This is a genomic window from Gimesia aquarii, from assembly GCF_007748195.1.
GTDB lineage: Bacteria > Planctomycetota > Planctomycetia > Planctomycetales > Planctomycetaceae > Gimesia > Gimesia aquarii.
Genome location: NZ_CP037920.1, coordinates 2746131 through 2762803, shown reverse-complemented (window position 1 = coordinate 2762803; position 16673 = coordinate 2746131). Strand labels below are relative to the sequence as shown.

General features: G+C 44.3%; 12 protein-coding genes. 7 read left to right on the top strand and 5 right to left on the bottom strand.

Annotation, left to right across the window (positions count from 1 at the left end):
• Positions 1 to 148 precede the first annotated feature (148 nt).
• Together V144x_RS11070 and V144x_RS11065 are read left to right on the top strand one after the other, a co-directional pair.
• Entirely contained in the window at positions 149 to 3424 is a 3276-nt protein-coding gene (locus V144x_RS11070) for a DUF6797 domain-containing protein (protein ID WP_144985224.1), read from the top strand.
• Between the two features lie 240 nt (positions 3425 to 3664).
• A complete protein-coding gene (locus tag V144x_RS11065) occupies positions 3665 to 4696 on the top strand; it encodes a hypothetical protein (RefSeq protein WP_144985223.1) in 1032 nt (343 codons plus the stop codon).
• Between the two features lie 27 nt (positions 4697 to 4723).
• Here V144x_RS11065 and V144x_RS11060 read toward each other — a convergent pair whose 3' ends face one another.
• Positions 4724 to 5239 carry a hypothetical protein gene (locus V144x_RS11060; RefSeq protein WP_144985222.1) on the bottom strand — a complete coding sequence of 172 codons (516 nt, stop codon included), beginning with the start codon at positions 5237 to 5239 and terminating at the stop codon, positions 4724 to 4726.
• A 275-nt stretch (positions 5240 to 5514) separates the two neighbouring features.
• On the opposite strand from V144x_RS11060, the gene V144x_RS11055 reads away from it, so the two are divergent.
• The gene (locus V144x_RS11055; RefSeq protein WP_144985221.1) at positions 5515 to 6534 is read left to right on the top strand and encodes a hypothetical protein; all 1020 of its coding nucleotides are present in this window, start codon (positions 5515 to 5517) and stop codon (positions 6532 to 6534) included.
• Positions 6535 to 6551: 17 nt separating this feature from the next.
• On the opposite strand, the gene V144x_RS11050 is transcribed toward V144x_RS11055, so the two are convergent.
• From V144x_RS11050 to V144x_RS11040, 3 genes are all read right to left on the bottom strand, one after another.
• Positions 6552 to 7730 carry an acyltransferase family protein gene (locus tag V144x_RS11050; protein ID WP_144985220.1) on the bottom strand — a complete coding sequence of 393 codons (1179 nt, stop codon included), beginning with the start codon at positions 7728 to 7730 and terminating at the stop codon, positions 6552 to 6554.
• 243 nt (positions 7731 to 7973) lie between these two features.
• Positions 7974 to 8537 carry a putative signal transducing protein gene (locus tag V144x_RS11045; protein ID WP_144985219.1) on the bottom strand — a complete coding sequence of 188 codons (564 nt, stop codon included), beginning with the start codon at positions 8535 to 8537 and terminating at the stop codon, positions 7974 to 7976.
• A 255-nt stretch (positions 8538 to 8792) separates the two neighbouring features.
• Positions 8793 to 10217: an arylsulfatase gene (locus tag V144x_RS11040; protein ID WP_232102790.1), complete on the bottom strand. Its 1425-nt coding sequence runs from the start codon at positions 10215 to 10217 to the stop codon at positions 8793 to 8795.
• Between the two features lie 376 nt (positions 10218 to 10593).
• On the opposite strand from V144x_RS11040, the gene V144x_RS11035 reads away from it, so the two are divergent.
• The 4 genes from V144x_RS11035 (at position 10594) to V144x_RS28705 (ending at position 15218) form a co-directional block, all read left to right on the top strand.
• Positions 10594 to 11295 (top strand): hypothetical protein, encoded by a 702-nt coding sequence (locus V144x_RS11035; protein ID WP_144985217.1) that lies wholly within the window; start codon positions 10594 to 10596, stop codon positions 11293 to 11295.
• Between the two features lie 54 nt (positions 11296 to 11349).
• Positions 11350 to 12087 (top strand): NAD(P)-dependent oxidoreductase, encoded by a 738-nt coding sequence (locus tag V144x_RS11030; protein WP_144985216.1) that lies wholly within the window; start codon positions 11350 to 11352, stop codon positions 12085 to 12087.
• A 170-nt stretch (positions 12088 to 12257) separates the two neighbouring features.
• A complete protein-coding gene (locus V144x_RS11025) occupies positions 12258 to 13127 on the top strand; it encodes a DUF3472 domain-containing protein (protein WP_144985215.1) in 870 nt (289 codons plus the stop codon).
• Between the two features lie 39 nt (positions 13128 to 13166).
• Positions 13167 to 15218 carry a GDSL-type esterase/lipase family protein gene (locus tag V144x_RS28705; protein WP_232102789.1) on the top strand — a complete coding sequence of 684 codons (2052 nt, stop codon included), beginning with the start codon at positions 13167 to 13169 and terminating at the stop codon, positions 15216 to 15218.
• A gap of 254 nt (positions 15219 to 15472) precedes the next feature.
• Here V144x_RS28705 and V144x_RS11015 read toward each other — a convergent pair whose 3' ends face one another.
• Positions 15473 to 16666 (bottom strand): acetate/propionate family kinase, encoded by a 1194-nt coding sequence (locus V144x_RS11015; protein ID WP_144985214.1) that lies wholly within the window; start codon positions 16664 to 16666, stop codon positions 15473 to 15475.
• Positions 16667 to 16673: the final 7 nt, after the last annotated feature.

Here is a 16673-nt window from a genome sequence, read left to right as displayed (position 1 = left end):
GTGAGTTCACAATAGAGGTCTTATAATTTTATGTGACCCTCTTTCTATAAAGCATCGATTCTTGTATGTAAAAAAAGAGTCTTTTAAGATAAAGCAATCATAAGCCATAATAAATACATTGCGAAATTCCTCTGATGAAAGTCTTTCAATGAAATTTATTCTGTTTTCTGTCTGGGTAATATTTATTCTACTTGGATCATTAATAAAGCCTGCCGAAGCACAACAACGAACGAATCAGTTGGAACAACAACTCAAACAGGCTGATCTCGGACTATTGGCAAAGGAAGCACGACGTCGTGGAAATCCCAAGCGGGGTGCTCTGGTGTTTTATAAGTCGGTCGCCGCTTGTATTAAATGTCATGAAAGCGGAAAGGATTCGTCTCCTCTGGGGCCTGACCTGACAAAGACTGATAAAGAACTGACCGATGAATATCTGATCGAATCCATTCTCTTTCCTTCAAAAAAGATCAAAAAGGGATTCGAAACGGTCACAATTATCACAGACGAGGGAAAACTGGTTTCAGGATTGGTAGCCCAGGATCGAAAAGATTCATTGGTATTACGCGATGCCACGAATCTGGAAAAAGAAATCATCATTCCTAAGAACGAGATCGATGAAAAAACGATCGGCAAGAAATCAATGATGCCCGAAGGGTTAGTTGGAACGCTGAAAAATCAGGGAGAGTTTTACGATTTAGCCAGCTATGTCTTCAATGTGGCCCGTGGTGGTGCAAAACGCGCTGCTGAACTGAAACCATCGGCTGAAGAATTGATCGTCAAAGATGACGCTAAAAATCTGGACCATGCAGGCATCCTGCGTCGCATGAAGGAACGAGATTTTGAAGCTGGAGAACGCATCTATCACGGTTTGTGTAAAAACTGTCATGGCATGGATGGAAACAAACCCTCGCTGCCTACAGCGCGGGCATTTGGCACTCAGCCTCTGAAATTCGGTGCAGACCCGTATCGCATGTTTCTCACACTTTCCAAAGGTAATGGCTTGATGGGGCCGATGCAACATCTCAGCCCCAAAGAACGCTATCAGGTTGTGCATTATATTCGTGAAGAGTTTATGGAACCAAATAATCCGGCTTACAAGGAAGTGACGCCCGAATACCTGAAGAGCCTGCCCAAAGGAACGGGATCGGGTGAATTTGATCTCAAGATCGAACGCGACTTTGGTCCCGCGCTGGCCTCTCAACTGGGTCGCATCACAACCAGTGCCTTGACAGTAAAACTGGATGATGAAACGACCATTTCATACGATCTGCACTCAATGAATCAAGCGGGCATCTGGAAAGGTGGCTTTCTCAATTTAAAAGCGACACAACATATCCGAGGCCGCGGTGAAGGTGTTCCGCACCCAGAGGGTGATGTTTTGAATGAATTAGCCGGCTGGCAGTGGGGTCATGATGGCTCTCTAGATTACTCTAAAAAAGATCTGCTACCGCGTGGGCCGCTACCTCAAAAATGGCTTGACTACCGGGGACATTATCTGCACGGCAATCAACTGGTGCTCTCTTACAAAATTGATGATCGTGAAATTCTCGAATTGCCCCAAGCGGTTGCCAAAGAAACATCAGTACGTCATACGTTACGCATCGGGCCAGGAAAGGCATTAGTTCTGGCAACAGCTACACCAGAGAATAGCGAATCACGTTTCTCTGGTATATTGGCCGGTAATGTAAAACGTCCCAATCTGAAACAGGGCTCTGCTGCAAAGACGATCGCCATCAGCGGTGGTTCACAAGGGAATCAACTTGGTCACTTTACCGCATCAGCTGTGGTGGGAAATGCGAGCGGGATTACCTGGAACGTCGATCAAAAACAACGGTTAGTATTGAATATTCCTGCTGATAATAAGTCTCGCATAGTCGATGTCATTTGCTTTGCCGGAATAGGCGTTGACGATTTAGAATCTCTACAAGAATATGTGGAACAAGCCAATGAGCTTGTCGATCCAAAATCATTGATCACCGGAGGGCCAGCCAACTGGTCTGAAGTTTTAAACACAGTCGGTTATCCCGGTTTAGAACGCGGCGCTTATGCGCTCGACACGCTCAGTATTCCTGAATCGACCCGCTGGAATACGTGGTTTCGTACTTCGGCACTCGATTTCTTTCCCGATGGCCGCATGGTCATTTCTACTCATGGTGGTGATATCTGGACTGTCTCTGGAATTGATCAGGATTTATTAAACCTCAAATGGAAACGTTTTGCTGGCGGCCTGTATGAACCATTTGGTGTGAAAGTGGTAGACGGCACTATCTATGTCACCTGTAAAGATCGGCTAACACGTCTGCACGATCTGAACAACGATGGTGAAGCCGACTTCTATGAAAGTTTTTCAGCCGATACCGATGTCTCTCGATTTTTCCATGCTTTCAATTTCGATTTACACACCGATACTCAAGGTAATTTTTATTACGCGAAATGTGGTCAGTACACAAGCTATGCATTGCCGGGTGCAGTGATCAAGGTCTCTCCGGACGGAAAACAACGAAAAGTATATTGCACAGGATTTCGCACACCAAACGGTATGGGAATTTTACCTGACAACCGCATGACCGTCAGCGACAATCAAGGGAGTTGGATGCCTGCTTCCAAAATCAGTCTGGTGAAACCGGGTGGTTTTTATGGTTATGTGCAAACTCACTCGGGCGGAAAGAACTGGGCACCGGATGGAGGGCGCATTGATCATCGCAAAGTAGTTCCGCCGAAAAAATTTGATCAACCGATCATCTGGATGCCTCAAAGTTTTGACAATTCCTCAGGCGGTCAGTTGTGGATCGATGACCCGCGGTGGGGGCCACTCTCGGGTCGGTTACTCCATACCAGCTTCGGCAAAGGCTGGCTCTATTATTTAATGTTACAAGATTTGAACGATGTCAGTCAGGCGGCAATCATCAAATTACCTTTTGATTTTAGCACTGGTATTCACAGGGCACGTGTGAATCCAGCAGACGGACAAGTTTATGCAGTCGGGCTGGATGGCTGGAACGGTGGCGGCCGACGAGGGCTGCTCGACCAGGGTGTGCAACGTCTGCGCTATACAGGCAAACCGCTTTCGATGGTTACAGACTGTCAGGTAGAATCAGACGGATTGCGGATTAAATTCAATTTCCCACTTGATCCTGCAGTAGCAACTAATCTCGAATCTTATCTCGCCGAACACTGGAACTACCACTGGCGTCCCGCCTATGGGTCGGACATGTTTTCTCCCACAACAGATCGACCAGGCAAAGAAAAGATAAACTTGACAAAAGCGACACTTTCTGAGGATGGCAAAAGTGTGAAATTAACAGTGCCCGATCTCAAACCCGTGAATCAGGTTCATTTAAAACTCAAATTGGAAGACGATCAGGGTGAAACGTTTCGAGAAGAGATTTATTGGACGATCAACGGCGTTCCGAAAGGTGAATGAGTTTACATTTCGATTACTCTCACTTTTCCCTCACTATCTTAACTCTAAGTATTTTTACTACTACGAAAAGCACAAAACTCACAAACGCTTTCTTTTTAAGAAGTAAATGGGTTAGCGAGCTATTGACATTTTTTTGGTGATAGTTGATTTTCATGTGATCCTAAATTTTGCTTTTTACGTTCAAAACCTTGAGGCTATTCTTCGCCATTGATTCTAAATCGAACAAGGTAAAGAGCTATAGTGAAAGGCAACGAACCGACGACATCAGAAATCACTGAAAACGACGAGGGTTTCAGAGTATTTCGGCCGAAGAAAAGCGATCGCAATGACTATCTCTTGTCCTTAGTCATCTTCACACTGATGGGAATCGGTTTCACATATAGTATGTGGCTTGTGGCTCACCCGGCTCAGAAGATAAATGCTGTCATTGCCTTTACGCTGTTATGTTCGATTATGCCTGGCATGATGCTTTGGGGAACCCTTATCTGTCAGTTTAGTTCGACCACAATTCAAAACGAAACTGTTCTCGTAAAGGGGGTATTTTCCCAAAAAGAGATTAACCTGTCGAATGTTATTCAGGCGCGCTGGAGACTGACCTCTCATGGTGCACTGACCTTAAAGACATTGATTGAAACAGGAACCATTAATCTGATGTACTTAGAGAAAGAAGAAAGACTCTGGTTGATTCAATATTTCCAAAGTCATCTACCCGAATCCGTTCAGCAGAATTGGGATCTGTTTTGCCTACGGATCGCGATTCCACTGCGCGATCCTAAGCCGAAGGCCATTCGTGATCCTGGACCAAGTGAAATTTTATTAACACGTCGTCGGTGGGATTGGTTATGTCTGCCATTTATTTTTCTTTTTACCATTGGTGGCATTATCGCGGCCTGGATTTTTCTATCACCTCGTCACTTACTTATCCCCATCCCAACAATCATAATTTGGTTGTTGATGCGTTACTCTACCGACAAAAAAGGGGAGCCCACCCAACGAATTAGTGCGGACAAAGAATTCGTTAAGTTATGGAAATTCATCACTTGGTGGAGTTGTATTTGCTTGATCATCTTTATCATTCTAGAGTTACTAAATCCCCCAGGTTTATTCGGCGAATTTCCTGGATTTATTGTGATGGCACTTTGGACGCCAGTAATCTACTGGAGACTATATCGATCTTATCGTATCGATCATTTGAAAGACTTAGAAAAAGCAAAACAAGCGGTGCAGCAGTGGGAAACGGGTCCTGAAAGCGTTCAGAACATTGAAACGTGAATCAATTTTGTTATGTATCGCAACGGACTAAGGTTCAATCTCCTTTTCTACATTTCCTTGTTGAAGTTCCGGTTCAACCTCAAGAACAGTTAGCACAAAAGCATAGATATCTGAACCGGACTCAGGAATGGCGACTCGCGGACAGGGAAAGATATATGCTTTCTTGTTCGTGATAATACGAATGCGTAAAGAACTACCAGCGTTGACATGCAGTCGATATTTTCCATCTCTATCTTTTCTGAATGCGCTGTCATGAATGGATTCTGTCAACTCCCATTTTCCTTCTTTATCAGTGGTACAACTACCATAATCGTGAGTCCCTGAATATAAAGTTACTGTGGCTCCGGAAACCGGAGTCTTTGCTGGACCGGACAGCAACTCCCCCTCGAGATGCAGATCATAAAAGTAGCTACACCCAACGAGCCCCAGTAACAGGAGAATAAGACATAAAGCCAGAATGTGTCTACCAGATAATGCACAAGAATTTCTAATCTGATTATATGATTGAACAAGAAATTCGGAGCTGCTTTTGACCAGGTTCATGATTTACCTCAATGAATCATAGCTGTGACTATTCAAGATAAGTCACATAATATGATTCAATGAGAGCATGAAATATTCCTCTCCAATATCGAATTTCTGCACGGATTCAGGAAAAAACCGTCCCATCACCTTTCTCACTGAAAATGCATTTGATGCCAGACAGAGCAAAAATATAATTATCATTATACTTTTTGAACCAGAGCTGTTCGTAGTTCGTTTGAAATGATAGAACTATTTCAAACGGTATACTTCATTGAACAAAGTACTGAGCGGCAATGAACGACTATGATCCTCTTTTCACTGAAATTGCAGAGAGTGCGATCGCTTTTAGAGAATTCCGGGTAAGGAAGAAATATCGCAATCAGGGAATATTATACCTCATTTTCTTCCTGTTAGCTGGTATTGGCTCTGCATACGGTATGTGGATTGATGCACCACCTGACCGAAGATTATACGGTGCTGTTTTTATGTTAATACTTTTTTCATTCTTGTCCATTGCTTCTCTCTGGATGATTCTCGCTTACAAATACGAATCTCTGACGATTCAACATAAAACGATCATTCATCAGGGAATGATTTTAAAAAAAGCGATCGACCTTTCCAATGTCAAACAGGTCCACTGGAAATTGGGCAATAAAGGAGGTATTACACTAAAGAGCCTAACGGATAATATTTCAATCAATCTCGATAACTTTGAGCACGACGAACAGCTCTGGCTGATTCGCTACTTTCAGAGTACTTTACCTGAATCTGTTCAACAAAATTGGAATCTGTTCTGTTCGAAAATTGCACTACCACTTCGGGACCACAATCCTGATAAAATTCCAACACCCGGACCCGATGAACTATTAATTACACGCAAAAGATGGGCTAAGATCTTAGTCCCTATCATTTTAGTCACTACTATTTTGGGACTTATCGTAGCCTGGCAGTTACAATCGCCTCGTTTTCTGCTTGCGCCAGCTACATCAATTATGATCTCACTGATATTCTGTTGTATGGTTCCGAAGCAGGGTTTCGTCGTTCGTTCTGACAAACACGACAGACAATTGGTTCATTTTCTTAGTTGGTGGTTTACAGTAGGAACAATCGTCTTTTTTATCTTCAAACTGACTGAATTTCCCGAACCACAGAATACAATAGCTGTTTATTGCTCGTTGTTCGTCTGGACGGTGGTTTATCTCGTACAATTACATCGCTCAAGTCAAGCTATCCTGCAAAGAGACTTGGAAAATGCAAAAGTAGCGGTTCATAAGTGGAAGGAAGAGAAAGATTGTGAACCAACTTCAATATAACGTCGTGATGGACGACCTTACTTCTGAATTAGCCCTACCTGCTCATGCGATTTCTTTGCAAAGCCTGCTATTTTTTCTGCTGTGACAGCACCATATTTGATCATGGGTCGTTCTACTCCAAAGTAGGAAAGCATGGCAACGTAATAGCTGATGGTAACGGAAATGATTGCCAAAATGACTCCCAGTAAAAGCGGATAGCTGGATGTAATCTCCGGACTCACAAATAAGAGTAGACTGTAGGCGAGCCAATACAAAATGATGAAGTGATAGATATAAAAAGAATAGGAATATCGCCCGAGCTTTCTGACGATCTCGAAGTCTAAAATACGGCTCAGAAAGAGGTTTGTTTTTTCATCAGCAAGAATGGCAACAATCAACGCAGCAAAGATCGCCTCGATCAGTACGGCACAAAACAGATTGCTGCTGGAAAATAACGATCGGGAACATAACAAGCACGCAATACTCACAATAAATATGGTGCTCCAGGCACCCTGCCCCACATATAAATTCAGTTTTTCAATGAGTGGTGGCAAGAGCAATCCGATATAGAACACAAACCCATATAAAAAATACAAATTTCCAAAGGGCATAATTCCAGCCAGAAAGCTGACTATCACTAACAGGAAGAGGAATATCACATTCAACTTCGTCCCCACATTACGATTAACCAAATACGCAAAAGGAAAAAGCAGGGATATGATTAGTTCGACTTTTAAAGTCCATGCGACCTGATTGAGATTGGTTTCCAGTAATGCGTAATTTGCCATCGCATTTTCAAATGTAATATCAGTTTGATACCACGCCTGAAACCAGACTGAAGTATTGGGATACTTTGTGTATGTATGAAACAAAGCGATCGAAAGAATGATAAATGTGAGGCAGACGATATATGCTGGATAGATACGGAAGATCCGTTTGATGTAAAACGCAAAATATGATCTGATGTTCTTGGATTTACGATCAAGAGACAAACCTAAAACATAACCACTCAAAACAAAAAAGATGGTCACAGCCGCCCCGCCGTTGAATGGTACTAATAACAGCCTTGTGAGAAATGCCTGTGTGCCCTTTGCATCCTGGAGGCTGGTAGCCCAGATCATCTCGTTTTGATCGACTGAAAACACGATCAAACAATGGCTAACAGCAACCATCAGGGCGGCGATACCGCGCAGTGATTCCAGTTTTGTGATAAACATCAACTAATACCTGTCACAGTAGCTGTCACATCAAAAGGGTTCGTCAAAAATAGCAGGTGTGTACTCAAGAGTGTAAACGGTCGTTAGGGGCATTTACAAACAGAAAAAATGTTTACGAATCGGTTTCCAGGTACTTTATCTGCATATTAATGCCCGTTTTCATAAGCAAAGTCTCACAGCAAATGAATATAGATCATCTTTGCCCAGGCTTTTTCCCATTCACCATTTGAATCGATTCAACAGCTAAGGACTTGATTCAAAGAATACGAGAAACAGAAATGTAAGCATCACAGAACATAATATATAGCCGATGGTCATTTTCTTTTGCTGCTCAGAGTTCAGGTCATAGGAGCCCAGTAGAATCTTTGTCAGCAGAGCCAGTGAATAGAATTGCAATGGAAAAAAGATCACTCCAAAGAAAGCCGACTTATAAGCACGATTTACTATTGCATCTATCTCTGAAGTGGATTCTACTTCAAGCACATCAAGGTTGTGCTCCTCTTCATCATCCTCCCATTCGTCTTTCTCATCTTCGCTTTCTTCTTCGAAGCTCTCTACAATTTTCCAATCTTCTTCGGTAATCGTCACTGGCTCGTGATCATCGAGAACTTCAAACGCACGTTCCACATCAGACTCAGCCACCTGCACCTTGACTCCACCAAGCGCATAGCCAAGGTACCAGGCCATGCCTACCGCTTCCGTATCCGATAGAAACACAGGAATTCCTTCGGCATCAAGCAAGTTGCGAACCAAGATCGCTTCTGTCGGAGTATTCAGCGTGGCGACTGTGACTAAATCATCTGACATGACATGTTCCCTGGCTGCTTCATCAGAAGAGGAGAGATTCACAATAGACTTTTGTTATACTTTATTATTCGCATCACTGACACTTTTATTAATACAGAATTACATTTTCTTAATGATTTGACTATTCAGGTGTAACAAAGCCGTTTTGTCTTTCCTTCTATGGGTGATACCTTCGGCCATAATGAGCTAACAGTCTTGCCTTCGATGATACTTTTTTCTCTTAAGGTAAATAGAAACTTTAAAAACCATATTTAATCAGTCACTGGCTTTCTTCAAACGATCACGGGTTGCTTTCCAGGCGGCTTTGCTGTTGCGTTTTCGAAAGTCAGGGATTCCCGTCAGTGGCCAGTTCTTGTCTGGAGTATGTGCCTGTTTCATAATCTGAACTGCTTGTTGAACTTTTTCTGGATACTTGGCTGAAAGATCTGTTGATTCCCCTGGGTCACTTTTCAGGTCGTAAAGTTCTACTTTCGCATTTGGTCCGTTTTTGACTGCTTTCCACTTTCCAAACCGACAGGCCTGAATTGGTCTTTGCTCATGCAATTCCCAATAGAAATAATCCCGCTTAGGTGCCTCGCCCCCTTTCAAGAAGGCAACCAGAGATTTTCCGTCGGTTGGTTCATTTTCTTTCAACTCGATTTTGGCTAGCTCAGCTGCTGTAGGCAATATATCCCAAAATGCCCATGGCTGATCAGATACACGGCCTGCAGGAACGGTACCAGGCCACCATGCTATGGCTGCCTGACGCAGAGCCCCTTCATAAAGCCCCCGCTTGAAGCCTCGCAATCCATTACTGGCTTGATTGAATAGAGATCCCATTTTACTTTCAGTGCTGAAGGAGGAGCCGTTGTCACCACTAAACAAAACCAGTGTGTTTTCTGCAATGCCTAACTCTTTCAACGTTGACATCAGTTCGCCCATGTCGCTATCCATGCGAGTGACCTGAGCGGCATATGCTTTTTGAGAGTTGGACCAGGGTTTGTTAACATATTGCCCTAAATCATTAATCTCATGCCGACCATGTGGCAACGTCAACGCATAAAACAGAAAAAACGGCTGGGAACGATGCTTGCGTATCCAATTGATCGCATCTTCTTGGATGAGCTCTTGTGAATACGTCTTACCGATACTCTTACCATCGTTACCTGCAAGGAGTATTTTTTCATGGTCATTGTATAGATAGCGGGGAAAATACGAGTGCGCTTCGCGTTGGCAATTGTAACCAAAGAAGTGATCAAAACCTTGTTTTAACGGATCGCCGGTCGTATCGAAAAAACCCATGCCCCATTTGCCAACGCAAGCGGTTTGATAACCGGCTGACTTGAGTACTTCAGCAATCGTTGTTGTTTCCGCGGGAAGTGGTAGTTGACCTTCTGGGGGGACTTCGAAATTGCCACGAATCGGACAGTGACCACTGTGCAACCCGGTAATCAACGAACTGCGACTGGGGGCACAGACAGTGGTGCCGCAATACGCACTCAGATAGCGTGTTCCCTGCTCTGCCATTCGATCCAAATTCGGAGTCGCAATTAGTTTTTGTCCATAACAGCCCAAATCGCCCTGCGCCACATCATCGCTGAGCACAAAAATGATATTTGGTGGCGCAGCCTTAACAGTATTGAGCATCAAAAGTGAGATACAGGAGACTAAGAATCGAAACAACCATTTGTTGGCTGACATGGACATGTCCTTTTGTTTAAAAGAAAATAGATGTAAATCCTTTATTCTATTCCATTCTTTCAAAAATCAATCGCAATGTCGAGCAATAAATGTTACGAAGTATTTAAGGGATCCTTACTATCCGAGTTCCTACAAGAACCGAATTACAGATCACTATGAAAGCCACTTAATGTTCGAAAAAGAATGAAGCTGTTGACTTCACTATTGACGTGTAAATTCCGACTCCTTACTTTGCATATTCTGACGTTCTCAAGCTTTTTTGTTTAGATCTGGTAACTCAATTGACTCGTTTATTCTCTGATCTGGAAGCTGCATTAGACCAAATTCCAACTTCCCTCAAAAGGTTGGCAAGACAGCCGTGAAGTCAGGCTCCAATATGAAAAAGAATTATACTGAAAACTTTCATAATGGTCCCGGGGGTTGGCATGGCTTTCATGATAACTTTGTGGGACCGAAAGCGCTTGAGTACAAAGATCGAAGCATCACTTCATATGGACCGTGGTGGATTGACTATAATCACGCGCCGCCTCATGGGGCCGGCTATCTATCACTTTTATGTGGTATCATGACACGAGGTCCACTTAACGAGGCATTAAAAGAAAGTGGAGGCTCCAATCGTTTCATTGAACAGAACTGCTCCACTGATTTCACAAACGCTGAATTCAGAATTCGAATTTGCGGGGAATTACTGTCGCGTGGCTCACAAGTTGTCGTACTCATACAGAGTCAACAAAAGGGAATCTGCTCTGGTTGGATGCTCACAGGCCAGCCCATCAAAGTGCAAAAAACATGGACTGAACATTCACTTAAACTGATTCCTGATGCTTCGCAATGGACAAGTCTCGGTACGCGGCCAGATCGGGCGGACATGTATGGCGAATTACCATTAGAAGATGTACTCGCGAACGTAAACGTGAATCTGTTTCTCGTTTTATTCCCGCTTGATGTGCGTCCTATGGGGGACCCAGGCGGTGACCCTGATATACTTCGCCCAGGACGTGATTACCGCGTCTGGCAAGCATATCTACCCGAAGGGTATGTCGTTGTAGATTCAGTCAGTCTCGCTTTGACCTCTTGAACATCAGACTTTGACTTGTTTTATCTCTTTATTTCATCCTAAGGCAGAAATCAAATGACGACCCTTATTGTTGGCGCCACGGGTGCGACCGGACGACTTCTTGTTGAACAGTTACTTCAACGAGGAGAGAACGTGAAAGCCCTCGTACGAACGACAAATCTACTCAATGATGTTGTCAAGGATCACGATGATTTTTCAGAAGTACAGGCAAGTATTCTCGAACTGACAGACGCTGAAATCGTAGAACATGTTAAAGACTGTCGTGCCGTTGTTTCCTGTCTGGGTCATAATTTGACATTCAAGGGGATTTATGGTCACCCCCGTTTGTTGGTGACAGAAGCGACACGCCGTTTGTGCGAAGCCATTCAAGCGACACACCCCGAAAAACCGGTCAAATTTGTACTCATGAATACAACGGGAAACATTAACCGAGATCTCGGTGAATCTGTTTCATTTGCGCAACATTGTGTGCTGTGGCTTTTACGTCTACTCCTGCCTCCTCATGTCGATAACGAAAAGGCCGCAGACTATTTACGTACAAAGATCGGCCAGAACTGTGAGGCTATTGAATGGACTGCAGTCCGACCAGACAATTTAACGAATGAAGATACAGTAACCGAATACGAGCTTCACCCATCACCAACGAGAAGCGCTATCTTCAATGCCGGCAAAACCAGCAGAATTAACGTCGGGCATTTTATGGCTGAACTGGTGACAGATAACGAAATATGGAATAAATGGAAGGGACAAATGCCCGTCATCTATAATCAGGAAAATGAAAATATGAAATAGATCATCCTGTTCCAGATCACCTCGACATTTCGAAATGAACTCCCTAAAACTCATCAATCTTCGTTGTTCTCAAGCCACCTTTCAATGTAGCATAATTTATAACAAGCAAGATTAAATCTTGTTCACTCACACTCCAACCAATTGAAAACTCAAGTAACAAGGTTGATATAATGTCTCGAAACAGAACGATTCGTTTTAGTCTTTTCATGATGAGTGTATGCCTGATCGCTTCACCCGTTGTGGCTCAGGAAAAGCAGTACGCCCGGATGCCCTGGCATCTTGTTGATCTGTGGTGGGATATTGGCACCAACGTTCCGTTCGAAAGTTACAGTATCGATGTTTCGATCAGCGATAATATTTCCCCAACGAAGAATCTCTACATCGCTCCGATTGGTCTCGGTCATCTCAACAAGACCCCCTTTTACGGTGGAATTCAGACACAGTCTGACGGCTATACGAAACACAATCAGCAACTTCGCAAGATTGGACCTGGCTTTCTGATGTCCATGTGGGGGGAGCGAAGTATTGACGCAATTCGTCCCTCACTTGGTGGGTACTACCAAAGCTCCGGTCACGAGGGTGATTTTGTGAGCATCCGCCGTCCCTTCAAATGGACCAAGGGAACCTTTACCTACAAAATCGTTCGCATGGACAAGGAGATCATCAACAATAAGCCTTATACATGGGTTGGCGCATTTGTTTATTCTCACGAGAAAGATGAGAATATTTTTATTGGTGCACTACGATTCCAAGGTCACGACCTGATGCTTTCACCAAAAATTGCAAGCTTTGTTGAAGTCTATGGTCAACGCAAACCTGTTGTCGAAATCCCCAAACTCACAGTCAGGTTTGGCAATCTTCGCGTGAACGGAAAGAGTGCCACCGTCAAATCTGTCGAAGCGATCTACCCGCCCAATGTACCAGATTACGCAGATGCGGAAGGCAATGATGGTTCAGTGGTGATTGAAGTAGGCCATCCAGTTGAAGGACGCACAACACGTCGTGAGAAACTAGAGCTGAATCACAAACAATCGATATAAAGAAACAGGACTATTCCACTTATTTTCACGGAGAGACTTGTGAAACGACATCCTCTGATCAGTAAGCGATCTTTGATTCAAGGCAACTCAACGAATGAGATTGTGAAGAAATTCATCATAAACGTTTTGAGTACTGGATTTTTCATTCTATCCAGTGCAGTAACGCTCTCGGCTGCTGATCCAAAACCTGAGTGGAAATATGAAGCAAAGCTTCTGAAGCCATTTTGGCAGGGAGACACGATTGAAGGCGAATCGTTGCTGTTTATCCGAGATCCAAAAACAGGTGAAGCAAACGCATCTGTTCTGTTTCCCATGAAGAAAGTTCTTAAAATCAGTAATTCGACGGGAGACATCACATACGAAGAGGGCAGAGACTATCGTTGGAATCCAGGACAACGAGAAATCAGACTTCCCAAGAATTCGAGAATTAACTCACAGACACCAGACGACCTGCGTCGGCCTGCCGGAACGCAGAAATACAAATTGACTCATCGCGATGGCAACGGGGAAATCTTTTTTGGCGGGAAGCTTGAATATCACAACATGCAGACGTGTATTACATACACACACGATCCCATCGATTGGAAAGGGATTGTGCCCCATTTTAATGAGAACGCACTCCCGCGCACGATTCAAAAGCTACGCAATCGTCAGCCCGTTTCCATCGTCGTAATTGGGGACAGTATTTCTGCCGGTTGTAATGCTTCGGGCTGGGCTGGTGAGGCACCGTTTCAGCCTTCGTACCCTGGCCTGTTAGAAAAGAACCTGAGCGAGCAATACCAAACCAAGGTCCGAGTTACAAATCCTTCTGTCAGTGGCAAAGACACACGTTGGGTATTAAGTGCCATCGATAAGGTTGTTGAGCCTGATCCCGACTTAGTCATCATTGCATTTGGCATGAACGATTCTGCGGGTCGATCTGCGAAAGATTATCAAGCCAATACCAAAGCGGTGATAGAAAAGATTCGTGAAAAACGCCCTCAGGCCGAGTTCATTCTCGTAGCTTCCATGCTCGGTAATAAGGATTGGATTCGACTGAAACATGAACTCTTTCCCCAGTATCGAGAGGCGCTCGCTGAGATTTGTCAACCAGGAATTGCATTGGCTGACATGACTTCGATCTGGACAGAATTTCTGAAACGAAAACAGGACTGGGATTTGACCGGGAACGGTGTGAATCACCCCAACGATTTTGGCCATCGTGTCTACGCTCAAGTGATATCGACGTTGCTCATACCGCCAGAAAGTTCTACACCCGAAACGAAGACAAGCCATCAACCCAAAGCCATTCCACTTTGGAAAGACCGTGCTCCCATTGGAAATGATCAATTCGAAAAATCAGATGCAAAAATCACCGTGCATCAACCAGTGAATGGAAATGGTGCTGCGATCATCATCTGCCCCGGCGGTGGTTATGGTGGATTAGTGACGGGTGCAGAAGGTCACGGCATCGCCAAATGGCTTAATCGTCAAGGTATCACAGGAGTCGTTTTGGAATATCGTCTACCAGCCGGCCGACCTTTTGTACCACTCCTGGATGCGCAACAAGCGATCCGTATGGTCCGTGCAAATGCAAAAAGCTGGAGCATCGATCCTGCGCGCGTGGGGATTATGGGCTTCTCCGCAGGCGGACATCTGGCTTCGACAGCAGGAACTCATTTTGACGCTGGAAATCCACAGGCAGCACAACTTGTTGATCGTCAAAGCAGTCGCCCTGACTTTGTGATCCTGGTCTATCCTGTCGTCACCATGGGAGAACATACTCACAAAGGATCTCGCAAGAATCTACTGGGGTCAGATCCCTCGCCGCAACTGATCGAACTATTCTCCAATGAAAGGCAAGTCACTGCCCAGACTCCCCCTATGTTTTTAGCCCATGCACTCGACGACAAACCAGTGCCACCCAAGAATAGTCAGATGCTCTTTCAAATGTTACAAACGAAGAAAGTGCCTTCAAAATATCTTGAACTGCCTTCAGGCGGTCATGGTCTGAACGGTTACAAAGGACCAATGTGGGATGCCTGGCAAGCACAGTCACTGGACTGGTTAGCAAAACTGAAATTTATACCAACTCAAAAGTCACAAAATTGAACGAGGCATTCTGTCATAGTCAAATTGAAAACGGTTAATATTTCGATAAAAAAGCGTAGGGGTTTTTCTTCCACGAAATGCACGAAAGCACGAAACATCCCTTCTAAAGAAATACTTGTGAATCAGGATTAAACTACACGGAACTCGATTAGAGCAGACTGCTTATTCTTTTTACCCTAATGGTTTTCATAAATTTTCGTGAATTTTGTGTCTTTCGTGGTTCATAAGTTCGTCTCATAAAAAACGACACGCCATCAATTTGGTTCCCTGATAAATCGTTGAGCTGCGCGTGCGATCATTTTTTCTTCTCGTGTTTGAATGAGTAGAATGCGGCCTGCTGACTGTTTCGTTGCGAGATCGGTATCAGTATGAGCGGTTTGATTTTTGGCTTCATCAAGTTCAAGACCCAGAAACTGAAGTTTGTCACACACACTGCTGCGCAACAGGGGAGAATGCTCGCCAATGCCGGCGGTAAAGATTAAAGCATCAATGCCACCCAGTAAAACCGAAAGCGAACCAATGGTGGATTGAATTCGTTCTACGAACATCTTGATTGCGAGTTGAGCGCGTTCATTTTTTTCCTGAGCTGCTTGTTCAATTTGGCGAAAGTCAGAGGAAACATCCGAGACACCCAGCAAACCAGATTGATGATTCAAACTTTGATCAAGCTGTTCTGGATTGAAGCCCTGCTGTTTCATCAGGTGAATCAAGATGCCAGGATCAATCGACCCACTACGGGTTCCCATCATTAATCCTTCCAACGGTGTGAAACCCATTGTTGTAGCCAGTGGACTCCCACCAAGCATGGCTGTCGCAGAGCAGCCGTTACCGAGATGGCAGATCACCAGTTTAAGTGAATCGTCGTTTTGACGATCCAGCAGTTCGGCAGCGCGAGTCGAACAGTATTCGTGACTGATCCCGTGAAAACCAAATCGACGAATACCGAATTGTTCATACCATTCGTAAGGGACCGGGTAGAGATAAGCACTTCGCGGCAAAGCAGCAAAAAACGCAGTATCAAATACAGCGACATGTACCGCCTCGGGAAGAATTGTTTGCGCTGCTTCAATAGTGGTTAAAGCAGGCGGGTTGTGCAGCGGCGCGAGTTCGGAAACTTCTTTTAAAGACTGGAGAACCTTCTCCTTAATCAGAGTGGGTTGACAGAATTTAGTACCACCGTGAACGACGCGATGGCCGACAGCTCTTATTGACTTTCCCAAATTAATCTCGGCCAACACATGCAGAATCCATTCGACGGCATCACGATTATTGGAAATATCTAAACGAGACTCTGTTTTACTGATCTTCTGAGATTCGTAAGCCAGCGTGACCCCCTCAGATTGACTTTGCCAGTCAAGCGTACCTCGAACCAGTTCTTCTTCAGCCAGTTTGTTGAATAGCGCAAATTTGAGCGTACTGGATCCGGAATTCAGAACAAGAATCGACATCAAAAAA

Excerpts from the sequence above, each read along its gene's own strand:
- V144x_RS11025 (WP_144985215.1), top strand. The coding sequence starts at position 12,258 with ATGTCTCGAAACAGAACGATTCGTTTTAGTCTTTTCATGATGAGTGTA.
- V144x_RS11070 (WP_144985224.1), top strand. The coding sequence starts at position 149 with ATGAAATTTATTCTGTTTTCTGTCTGGGTAATATTTATTCTACTTGGA.
- V144x_RS11015 (WP_144985214.1), bottom strand. The coding sequence starts at position 16,666 with ATGTCGATTCTTGTTCTGAATTCCGGATCCAGTACGCTCAAATTTGCG.
- V144x_RS11060 (WP_144985222.1), bottom strand. The coding sequence starts at position 5,239 with ATGAACCTGGTCAAAAGCAGCTCCGAATTTCTTGTTCAATCATATAAT.
- V144x_RS11035 (WP_144985217.1), top strand. The coding sequence starts at position 10,594 with ATGAAAAAGAATTATACTGAAAACTTTCATAATGGTCCCGGGGGTTGG.
- V144x_RS11030 (WP_144985216.1), top strand. The coding sequence starts at position 11,350 with ATGACGACCCTTATTGTTGGCGCCACGGGTGCGACCGGACGACTTCTT.
- V144x_RS11045 (WP_144985219.1), bottom strand. The coding sequence starts at position 8,537 with ATGTCAGATGATTTAGTCACAGTCGCCACGCTGAATACTCCGACAGAA.
- V144x_RS11055 (WP_144985221.1), top strand. The coding sequence starts at position 5,515 with ATGAACGACTATGATCCTCTTTTCACTGAAATTGCAGAGAGTGCGATC.
- V144x_RS11050 (WP_144985220.1), bottom strand. The coding sequence starts at position 7,730 with ATGTTTATCACAAAACTGGAATCACTGCGCGGTATCGCCGCCCTGATG.
- V144x_RS11040 (WP_232102790.1), bottom strand. The coding sequence starts at position 10,217 with ATGTCAGCCAACAAATGGTTGTTTCGATTCTTAGTCTCCTGTATCTCA.